The organism is Gilliamella sp. W8136 (assembly GCF_016101285.1).
GTDB classification, from domain to species: domain Bacteria; phylum Pseudomonadota; class Gammaproteobacteria; order Enterobacterales; family Orbaceae; genus Gilliamella; species Gilliamella apicola_N.
In genome coordinates, this window is the sequence record NZ_JACFQU010000015.1 from 101814 (window position 1) to 111741 (window position 9928).

Below are 9928 nucleotides of genomic sequence, written 5' to 3' on the forward strand. Positions count from 1 at the left end.
CCCCTTATTATCCTAATAATCCACTCCAAGCGCCATAAATACCGATACAAGCTATAATTAATAAAATCCAAGGTGCTTTAATTCCTTGTTTATCTAAAAAAAAGATAAATAAGGTAAATAACAAAGGTAATATTTGTGGCACAATACCATTAAAAATATCCTGTAATGATGTGGCATCATCGCCAGAACCTATTGTTAATGGCATATTGAGTGTCACCATCGTCGCCACCATGGCCCCAACAACCGATAGCCCCAAGATAGAAGCCCCATAAGATAATTTATCCATCAACCCCGTCTTTTGAACTTTTTCAATAAAAGATGCACCAATGTTATAACCAACGAATAGACCATAATAACGAGCTAAAATAGCAGGAACATTGAAAATTAATAGAAACAGAAGTGGTCCTAAAATATTACCTTGCATTGCTAATGACGTACCAATACCTGTGGCAATAACTCGTAAGGTTCCCCAGAAGAATGAATCACCCAAACCACTTAATGGTCCCATTAATGCAACTTTGACATCATTAATTGAACTTTCATCGAAATCATCATTCAGGGCATTTTGCTCTTCCATAGCAATGGAAATACCTAACGGGAAAGTAACTAGCCAAGGCGTAACGTTATAAAACTCTAAATGTCTTTGATAAGCGCTAGTTAATTGTTCTGGTTTTTGACTATAAATTTTTTCTAAAGCGGGACGGATTGCAAAAGAATAACCTAAATTCATTTGTCGTTCATAATTCCATGACCACTCCGCAGTAAAAGAACGCCAAAAGGTTTTCATTAAATCATTTTTAGTTAAAAGTTTAGAATTCTTCATTTTCATAGTCGATCTCCTGTCCTACTAAAGCATTGCCTGAATGATTATTAACTTCTTGATTGTCTGAGGTTGTTAATTTTTTGCCGGTAAATGACGAATAACCAGTAAGAATTAACGCCATACATGCGCCAAAAATAGCAACACCAGTGACAGGTACTTTCATATATACAGCTACAGCAAAACCAAGAATAAAGAATGTTGCATTGGTTTTTTTGATCATAATTTTCATTAACATAGCAAAACCAAATGCAGGTAATAAGCCCGTTGCGATTCCTAAACCATTAATGACAAAATCCGGAATCACTTCAAGCAAGCCTTTAATTGCTTCACTACCAAATAGATAAGAAAGTCCGACCACTAATCCAATTGGGAGGTTGATGGAAAAGAAACCACCGAAGATATTCATCCGATCAACCCCTTTACCGTTTCCTTCACTCGCATACTTATCTGCTTTATGAACAAAGAAAGGTAAAATAAATAAGAAACATAAGTTTTTAACAATTAGTACCAGAGAAGCAATAGGAATACCTAAAGTTAGAGCAACAGCCGTACTTTTACCGGCTCCAATTGCAAAAGCCGTTCCGAGTACACTCCCTGATATAATTTCTGGCGGGATAGATGCTCCAATGGAAAATGAACCAACAAAGGCTAATTCTAAGGTTGCACCAATAATAATACCTTGGGTGATATCTCCCATTACTAATCCTGCTAAAGTACAGGTAACGAGAGGTCTTGATAACATAGATGAACCTAAAAAGTATTCACCATTAGCTAACATAGCAATCAAGGCCAAAATAATTGCTGTAATAACAATACTCATTTTGTGTTCCTTTTTGTCTATTTTTCAAATTTTTGCTTAGATTCATTTGGTATTTGTTGTATGTAAACTTCAACACCATCTTGTTGTAATCCAGCTAATAGATCTGCTTCTAATTCTGTTAAATTGATCGTTTTAGAGTAATTCTTAGTTCCATCACGAGGTTTAGTTCCTCCTAAGTTAAGACTAGTGATTTTCCCTTGAGTGCCTCGGATCAATTTTTCTGCATCTGCAACGGATTCAACGACGATTAGCATTTGATATTTATCCGTTACGCCCGAGTTAATTGCTTCAATACTGTCATCAACAGACTTCATTACCAATTTTGCGTTTTCTGGTTTAGCTAACCGAATTGCTGATTTACGAAGTTCATCACTCGCTACAGCATCATTGGCAACTAAAATAGTATTAGCGCCAACATTTTCAAACCATGAAACAACGACCTGACCGTGAACTAAACGGTGATCAACACGTAATAATTTAATCATTTGGTTACCTCCTAGGTGAAATCGACCACATATTTAGTATTACTAGCAAACTTATATTCAATGGCTATCGGTTCTCTATTAATATCAAAATAGTGATTAGAAATTTTAAATAATGGATCGTTAATTTTGCATCGTAGCTGTTTTGCTAATTCAGCATTTGCCACAATTAGCTGTAAATCTTGCTCTAATTTATCGACCTTTTTTTTGCCCGAATTAGTGATTTCGAGCGCTGATAAAACTTTGATTATAGATATTTGGAAATCGGGAAAATTATTAAGAGGTAAGAGAAAAATTTCTTTAACTACACTGTTTTTTGCAACTTCTAAAAAACTGATGTAATAGATAAGCTCGGAGGGTTTTATCTTTAATAACTGGCTATAGTAACTTCCGGCTTGCCTTAAATAGGCCTCTTTAATAATTTTTTTATGATTTTGGTAAATATGTGGTTTGATAATTCCTGTCATTTCTAAAATATTTTGGGTAGATAAGGTTGGTGCAACAAATAAACCAACGCCTTTTTTCCTAACCACCATATTTTTATCAACCAGCAAATCAATTGCTTTTCGAACGGTTGTTCTACTGACATCATAATCCTTTTGTAATTGTCCTTCAGGGGGTAATTCAGCGCCAACTCTATAATGTCCAGTATTTATCTCATCCATTAAATGAGCGGCTATTTTTTCAAATAACTTCATTGATGTGTTACCTCATAATTGAAGATATTTTTAGCCGATAAATGATATCGAAATCGATTGCCAACTAAATACTGATCGGTGTGTTCAAATGGTTGGAAATTATTATCAAAACTATAACTTGATACTTTATAAATTGGTGTGCCTTGAGCAACTTGTAAATATTTGGCTTTATCATCAGTTGCTGCTTCATAAGTAATCTCTTCTCTACCGTGGCTTGGTGTCAGATGGTAGTGTTCTTTTAAAAATTGATAAAGAGAAATACCGTTTAAATCTATCTTATCTAAATCTTTAAATTTTGGTGATGATAAATAAGTAATTTCATAAGAGAGTGGATCTTGGTTTAAAAAGCGTTGTCGAATAATTCTAATTAAAGGATCATTTGAACCAAAGAATGCCCTCAACTCAGCAGGCATTTTAATTATTTGGTTAGAAAGTACTTTTATTTTGATTGGAATATCATCTTCTTTTTGGAATTCTTCACTAAATGAAGACATCTTTAGCATATTAATTTCAAAAACTTTATGGCATGGTAAGTTTTTATCATTTTGAAAAACATATCCTTCCATCGCTAAATCATTCAAGGCGTTGCGTACCGTGGTTCGACTGACACCAAAGTATTCGGCAAGTCCTCTTTCTGTCGATTTATCTTTAATTATGTTGAGATTAGCTCTAATTTTTTCTTCAACATCTGTTTTTACAGCGATATCACGATATTCCAAAGGTCACACTCCATTTGTGGGCTTTTTTATCCATTAGATATATCTTAATCCATATAAGATATCTTAAAAAATAATAAAAAAAATACATGTTGTCAATTTTGAGAACCAAAATTGATATAGAGATCACAATTTTTATCGTAATCTATTAAAATAATTCAGATAAAATTAATAATGGTGATTAATCTATTTAATTCAGATGATTAGTTTTAATTAATGAAAGTGATTAAATATAAGAAATAAGAAGCAATGGACAGATAATAAAAAAGCCTACTCAAATGAGTAGGCTTTTTTATTTAAAATTGGTCGGCGAGAGAGGATTACTCGCATTTTATCCGTTTTATTTTTTGCAAAAGGCAAAACTGCGAGCAATAATTTTACTTGTTGGTAATAAGATGAATATTTATCCATTTGAAACACCTATATATTAATAAAATTATTTGGAACTATAATTTGATATTTTCTATTAAATTTACCATTTGGCACAACATTCCTCTTTTCTGATCCTAAATTTATTTTGGTCTTATCTATATGCTTTGTTCTTTGTGAGGATTTAATTAATGAGATCATCATTGATATTCTAAGCTGATAAGTCTAGTAACATGCGCATATTCATTGGGGCTCTATTCGTGATTGCATATAGACAGCAGATCATTTTTTGTAACCAGTTGATATATATTTATTAGCTAAAGGGGGAGATCCCATTTTTGGTTAACTAAAATCGTAAAATTAAAAAGCCTACCACATAAGATAAATTATCTCCTCGATAAAATACCTACCTGGCGATATATACAAAAAACCTTTGGAAAACTTAAGTATTAAAAATATAAACAATATAGTTATTTATATATTAATTTTGAAAGTTATAAATAACTAAAAATTTAAATGATATTGATAATCATTATCATTAATGTTAAAGTAATTGTGTTGTTTGTTTTGCAAGCAACATTATTTTAATTTAACTAAGGAGTAATTATGTTTACTAAAAAAAATAAAAAAGTTGATTCTTCGGAATTAAACGGTTCTGAAATGAGAGAGCTTAGTGGACGAGAATTGAGTTCGGTGAATGGTGCGGGAGGTTTCGTTTGGGTTGAAGGACGTAAATCAGGACGCCGTAAGGGAATTTCTGCTGGGGTTGGTTATGAATGGCGATTCTAGCCTTTAAGTGAGTTCTTAGATTGTAATATTATGTGGTAATGTAACTAGCTATGTAATATTACAATCTTATTATTAGAGATACTACAATGAAAAAAAGATTAATTATTGCTATTTTGACATTATTTACCGCGTTCGTCCAAGCTAAAGAAGTCGAATGGTTGCTAAATGAAAATGATCTTGGGCAACAAATGATATCATTGAAAATCAATAATGAGAATGTTGATTTTAAATTAGATACTGGCTCGACAACTGCTTTAAGTTTACCTTTAAATATAATTAATAAAATTGAAGATAAAGTTGAAAAAAAGGATAAATTAAAATTCACTGATGGGTTAGGAAATGTTCACTATAGTCGACAATTCGTTGTACGTAATTTGAGAATTAACGATTTGTTTTATGAACAGTTAGAGGTAGAGGAATATCAACCTTGGGGATTTGTTGTCGATATTGAATCGGGTGATAAGATAACCACCCAACAGCAACAAGAAATGAATGAAAAACAAATAGCAGTTGCAGGATTAGGTCTATTTATTGATAAAATGGTTACGTTTGATGTTCGTAGTCACAAGTTGACCTTATCTGATGATTTCACTACTCAATTGGCAAGCGATTGGTTTGAAATTCCCTTTTCTACTAGTTCCAAAGGACATTTGTTGGTAAATGTCACGGATAATGCAAAAAATTACATATTAGCATTAGATACTGGTGCTGGTTCTAATGCAATTATGTCAAAAAGACTATCTAAACAAGCGGAATTAATACAGCAAGAGGATGTACCGTTTCCTATTACAGAGCTTTCATTCGTCGATATGCCAAATGTTAAAGAATTTTTCGCTGTGCTAGATGATATTACCGATGAAATGCCATTTGATGGAGTTTTAGGTTATGGATTTTTTTATAACCATGTAGTTAAAGTTGATTTTAAAAATAGAAAAATATGGATAAAACCTCATCCAGAAGAAGCAGAAAATCAATAAAATTGGCATTTGGAGTGCTGTCTTATTGTATTTAGGCAGTAACACAACATTAAATTTATGAGATATTTTAATATAGATATAGGTTCTTATATATAAAATATGGCAAGTGTATTTAAACACTAGAATATAGCAAATGTTTGAGTAACTAAACAATTTTAGTGTTTTAAAGATTAGTTTCAATAATATGAATGAATCAAATGAATCTCTCTTTAGAAGAGAATGCTTAGAAAATAATAAGATAACTATTGTCGGTCAAATAATGCTTATTACTCCTTATAGCATAAAGTTGATAAATGTATTATTTCTAATTATATTTATTGCAGTAATTTTTCTTTTGATTTTTTTTGATTATGGTAGAAAAATTCATGTAAATGGTGCTTTACTTCCGGTGGATGGAATAGTTACTATTTTATCTTCAGAGCCTAGCATCGTTGACCAAATTTTGGTAAAAGAAAACCAAACAATTAAAATGGGACAACCTCTATTTGTTCTAAGAAATTTAAAGTACAGTTCCACTTATGATGCGGTACATAAGTTTTTGTCTAATAAAAAAAATACCCTATCATTTCAGCATAAAATTTTTTTAGAACAAAATAATGTAAAAAAAATCTCAATACAACAAACAAAGAAAAATCTAGAAGAAGAAAAAATTATTTTACAATCTCAAATAGCAGTACAAACAGAACGAGTTAAAATTGCCGATGAAATATCACAAAAGTACAAAAAACTTTTTAATTCGGATTCTGTTTCAGTAATTGAATATAATAACCGACAATCAGAATTACTTGACCAAAAATCTATATTATTTGACCTTAAACAAAAACTAGAATCTACAAATCGTAAAATTTATGATTTAGACGTTGAATTGCTCCAAATACCATTACAAGAAAAAAGAGAAACGTCAAAGTTTGAACAAGAAATGAGTTCAATTGAAAAAGAACTTATTGAAAATGAGGGATTAAAACTGATGACTATTGTCGCACCAAAAGATGCGGTCATCAGTACTATTATGGTTTCAAAAGGGCAAAGTATTAGTGATAATGTTATTATAGCAACACTATTGCCTGAAAATCCTAAACTAGAAGCTAATTTGTTTATTCCATCGAGTGCTATTGGTTTTATTAAAGTTGGCTTACCTGTATCAATTCGATACGATGCATTTCCATATCAAAAATTTGGTCAACAGAAAGGAATAGTTGATGAAATTTCAAGCAACACGTTGTATTTGAATGAATTAACATCGCTAGGTATTTACTCACAACAATTTAATAATCAGAAAGATGCGTATTATAGAGTTAAAGTGAAATTAAATAATCAAAATATTTTAGCGTATGGTAAGAATTACCCTCTAAAAGTAGGGATGTCTCTAGAATCCAATATTATGTTAGAAAAAAGAAAAATATATGAATGGATATTTGAACCTTTATTCAGTATTCATGGCGATAATTAATGAAAAATAAATTAAATTTAACATTTATTAGTAAAAAGAAATTACCCATATTATTGCAGAGTGAGTTATCAGAATGTGGGTTAGCATGTCTAGGTATGATTGCTCAATATTGGGGAATTGAATTTAGTTTGCGAGAACTCAGGCAGAAATATCCTTTTACTTTACGTGGAGCCTCACTCAAAAATATAATGGATATTGCGATCGATTTGAAGTTTAATTGTCGCCCTATTAAATTAGATCTAAATAACCTGAAAAACCTTGTATGTCCTTGCATTTTGCACTGGAACCTGAATCATTTTGTTGTTCTAAAAAAAGTAAAAGGAAACACTGCATATATTCACGATCCAGCTATAGGTAAAATTAAATTAAAGCTTGAAGATGTATCAAAATGTTTCACTGGAATTGCCATTGAATTAATCCCCTCTTCATCATTTTCTCCACAGAAAACTTCTTCAAAAATTTCGCTTAGATCTGTAATGGGAAATGTTGTTGGTCTAAACAAAGGTTTGATACAGTTATTTATCTTAGGAATCATGATCCAAATTTGCATGTTAATTTCACCATTGTATTTACAATGGGTTGTTGATGATGTTATTGCTGTCTCCGATAAGAATTTATTAACAGTATTAGGAATTGGCTTTATATTATTAGCCTTGTTACGTGTGTTTATTGAAATCGTCAGGGATTGGTTTATTACCGTTTTTTCCACTCAATTAAATTATCAATGGCGAGGAAATGTATTAAACCATCTATTGAATTTGCCATTAGAATGGTTTCAAAGACGAAGCCTTGCTGATATCCTATCAAGATTTCATTCAATCCAAGAAATACAAGATGGTATTACAACAAAAGTGGTTGCTAGTCTAGTTGATGGTATGTTGGTTATTACAACATTCATAATGATGTTTTTATATAATACGACATTGGCTATGATTTCTTTTTTAAGCATTTTTATTTATGCTCTTTTACGATGGTTTGCTTTTGATTTACAAAAAAATCTTATTTCAGAATATATTATAAATCAAGCTCATCAAGAAAGTCATTTTTTAGAGTCAATGAAAGGAATGCAAACTATTCGATTATATAACTACGAAAAAGAACGAGCTATTAAATGGATGAATTTATCTGCAAAAGAATATAATGCACATCTTAGAAAAGAGAAATATTCTTTATTAATAAATTTTGCAAATAAATTAATTTTTAGTTTAGATAAGATCATTATAATCTGGTTTGCATCAACATTAATTTTGAATGCTACGTTTTCAATTGGTATGTTATTTGCTTTTGTAAGTTATAAAGAACAATTTACAGATAGAATCATTTCATTAATAGATAAAATTAGTGATATTTTAATGTTAAGAATACATGTTGAACGCTTAGCTGATATTGTATTGAGTCAAACAGAAAATACTTCAAAAACTAATCCACTTCTCGAAAAGAATATAACATTAGATTTAGTTATTAAGCTAGATAATGTTTCTTTTCGTTATTCACCTAATGAACCTTTTGTTTTGAATAAAATAAATTTATCGATTCCTATGGGACAATGTTTGGCAATTACTGGGGCTTCAGGATGTGGAAAAACAACATTAATGAAAATAATATTAGGATTACTCCCTCCCACTGAAGGTGAAATTTTTATTGGAGATATTCCACTTTCAACTATTGACAAAAAAGCTTATAGAAAACTAATTGCAACAGTAATGCAAGAGGATAATTTATTTACAGGGACTATTGCTGAAAATATTTGTTTTTTTGAGTCTGCCCCCAATTTTGAAGAGATAGAAAAATGTGCCATTGATGCCGCAATTCATGATGAAATAATTAATATGCCAATGAATTATAATACTCTTATTGGAGATATTGGTACCGGATTATCTGGAGGACAAAAACAACGAATTTTATTGGCTAGAGCATTGTATCGTAAACCCCAAATTTTAGCTCTTGATGAAGCGACTAGTCATTTAGATATTTCGAATGAAATTGCTGTAAATAACTCAATGTCACGGTATAATTTTACAAAAATAGTTATTGCACATAGGCAAGAAACTATTAATGCATCAGATAGAATTATTGTGCTGAATAACGGTATTATAGTTTCTGATACTTTAAAGTGAGTAATTGGTATTATAGTTTATTATGCTTTAACGATCTTTAATCGTGAGTAGCTCATCCCAATTGCATAACTCTGAATGAGTAATTTAAGTTTAATCTGCCAATGTGTTGGCTTTTTTATACAACCATGTTGCAGTGTACTTTTGCCCATTTTCTGCTTGTTTTTGCTTTTAGGTTAAGTAGCATTTCCACCGCTTTCATAAACAAATGATCTTTCTTATGAGTAGCGAGTAAATTCTTTTACGTAAATTAAATTATCTGTAGATAAGAGAAGTAGAGCCACGACGGAAGAATGATAACGCACAGTATCTTTACGAGACTAATTGTTTTTTTAAAAGAGTATTATTACACGGGCTACAGAGTGTTGATATCTCTGTTTTACAACCTAACGATTAGTATGAACACGATCTACTCACTTCTTGTAAATCAAATAAGTTACCAGTAAATTAATCACAGCTAGACGATGTCATAATGTTTTGGTGTGTGGTGTACTTTATAAAAGTCAAAGATGGCTTATTCGAGTTCCTTACCGAATTTTTTAGGGAAATATATTAAGTTTGAATTAGGTTAATATCTATGATAATAAAAAAGCCTACTCAATGAGTGAAGTGACCCCCAATAGTTGGACAACCAATAACTGGGGGTCTTTTTATGTCAAAATATAGTCGAGATTTAAAAATTATCATAGC

The 9928-nt window shown here is 31.0% G+C and carries 11 protein-coding genes; 4 read left to right on the forward strand and 7 right to left on the reverse strand.

Annotation, left to right across the window (positions count from 1 at the left end; genetic code table 11):
- Nucleotides 1–7 precede the first annotated feature (7 nt).
- The 7 genes from H3T96_RS11165 to H3T96_RS11195 form a co-directional block, all read right to left on the reverse strand.
- Nucleotides 8–829, reverse strand: a complete 822-nt coding sequence (locus H3T96_RS11165) for a PTS system mannose/fructose/sorbose family transporter subunit IID (protein WP_144092659.1) — start codon at nt 827–829, stop codon at nt 8–10.
- Nucleotides 810–1643, reverse strand: a complete 834-nt coding sequence (locus H3T96_RS11170) for a PTS sugar transporter subunit IIC (protein WP_086325894.1) — start codon at nt 1641–1643, stop codon at nt 810–812. Before H3T96_RS11170 ends, H3T96_RS11165 begins: the two co-directional genes overlap by 20 nt.
- A 17-nt stretch (nt 1644–1660) precedes the next feature.
- Entirely contained in the window at nt 1661–2128 is a 468-nt protein-coding gene (locus H3T96_RS11175; protein ID WP_086308201.1) for a PTS sugar transporter subunit IIB, read from the reverse strand.
- 11 nt (nt 2129–2139) lie between these two features.
- Complete coding sequence (locus H3T96_RS11180; RefSeq protein ID WP_086308202.1) at nt 2140–2823, reverse strand: GntR family transcriptional regulator; 684 nt, start codon at nt 2821–2823, stop codon at nt 2140–2142.
- A complete protein-coding gene (locus H3T96_RS11185) occupies nt 2820–3542 on the reverse strand; it encodes a GntR family transcriptional regulator (protein WP_086325895.1) in 723 nt (240 codons plus the stop codon). The genes H3T96_RS11180 and H3T96_RS11185 overlap by 4 nt, the downstream gene beginning before the upstream one ends.
- A gap of 267 nt (nt 3543–3809) precedes the next feature.
- Nucleotides 3810–3950: a hypothetical protein gene (locus H3T96_RS11190; protein WP_186279271.1), complete on the reverse strand. Its 141-nt coding sequence runs from the start codon at nt 3948–3950 to the stop codon at nt 3810–3812.
- A gap of 9 nt (nt 3951–3959) precedes the next feature.
- Complete coding sequence (locus H3T96_RS11195) at nt 3960–4112, reverse strand: type IV toxin-antitoxin system AbiEi family antitoxin domain-containing protein (RefSeq protein ID WP_144092661.1); 153 nt, start codon at nt 4110–4112, stop codon at nt 3960–3962.
- Nucleotides 4113–4514: 402 nt separating this feature from the next.
- Between H3T96_RS11195 and H3T96_RS11200 the strand changes: the two genes are divergently transcribed.
- The 4 genes from H3T96_RS11200 (at nt 4515) to H3T96_RS11215 (ending at nt 9241) form a co-directional block, all read left to right on the forward strand.
- Nucleotides 4515–4697: a hypothetical protein gene (locus tag H3T96_RS11200; RefSeq protein WP_086325896.1), complete on the forward strand. Its 183-nt coding sequence runs from the start codon at nt 4515–4517 to the stop codon at nt 4695–4697.
- Between the two features lie 86 nt (nt 4698–4783).
- Nucleotides 4784–5674 carry a hypothetical protein gene (locus H3T96_RS11205; protein WP_144092663.1) on the forward strand — a complete coding sequence of 297 codons (891 nt, stop codon included), beginning with the start codon at nt 4784–4786 and terminating at the stop codon, nt 5672–5674.
- A 184-nt stretch (nt 5675–5858) separates the two neighbouring features.
- Nucleotides 5859–7124 (forward strand): HlyD family secretion protein, encoded by a 1266-nt coding sequence (locus H3T96_RS11210; RefSeq protein ID WP_086325898.1) that lies wholly within the window; start codon nt 5859–5861, stop codon nt 7122–7124.
- On the forward strand, nt 7124–9241 hold the full coding sequence (locus tag H3T96_RS11215) for a peptidase domain-containing ABC transporter (RefSeq protein WP_198248650.1): 2118 nt from the start codon (nt 7124–7126) through the stop codon (nt 9239–9241). The genes H3T96_RS11210 and H3T96_RS11215 overlap by 1 nt, the downstream gene beginning before the upstream one ends.
- The last annotated feature ends 687 nt before the right edge of the window (nt 9242–9928 follow it).

What these genes read in the sequence shown, in the direction of transcription:
- H3T96_RS11165 (WP_144092659.1), bottom strand. Translation starts at nt 829, where the DNA reads ATGAAAATGAAGAATTCTAAACTTTTAACTAAAAATGATTTAATGAAA.
- H3T96_RS11200 (WP_086325896.1), top strand. Translation starts at nt 4,515, where the DNA reads ATGTTTACTAAAAAAAATAAAAAAGTTGATTCTTCGGAATTAAACGGT.
- H3T96_RS11190 (WP_186279271.1), bottom strand. Translation starts at nt 3,950, where the DNA reads ATGGATAAATATTCATCTTATTACCAACAAGTAAAATTATTGCTCGCA.
- H3T96_RS11215 (WP_198248650.1), top strand. Translation starts at nt 7,124, where the DNA reads ATGAAAAATAAATTAAATTTAACATTTATTAGTAAAAAGAAATTACCC.
- H3T96_RS11170 (WP_086325894.1), bottom strand. Translation starts at nt 1,643, where the DNA reads ATGAGTATTGTTATTACAGCAATTATTTTGGCCTTGATTGCTATGTTA.
- H3T96_RS11210 (WP_086325898.1), top strand. Translation starts at nt 5,859, where the DNA reads ATGAATGAATCAAATGAATCTCTCTTTAGAAGAGAATGCTTAGAAAAT.
- H3T96_RS11205 (WP_144092663.1), top strand. Translation starts at nt 4,784, where the DNA reads ATGAAAAAAAGATTAATTATTGCTATTTTGACATTATTTACCGCGTTC.
- H3T96_RS11195 (WP_144092661.1), bottom strand. Translation starts at nt 4,112, where the DNA reads ATGATGATCTCATTAATTAAATCCTCACAAAGAACAAAGCATATAGAT.
- H3T96_RS11180 (WP_086308202.1), bottom strand. Translation starts at nt 2,823, where the DNA reads ATGAAGTTATTTGAAAAAATAGCCGCTCATTTAATGGATGAGATAAAT.
- H3T96_RS11175 (WP_086308201.1), bottom strand. Translation starts at nt 2,128, where the DNA reads ATGATTAAATTATTACGTGTTGATCACCGTTTAGTTCACGGTCAGGTC.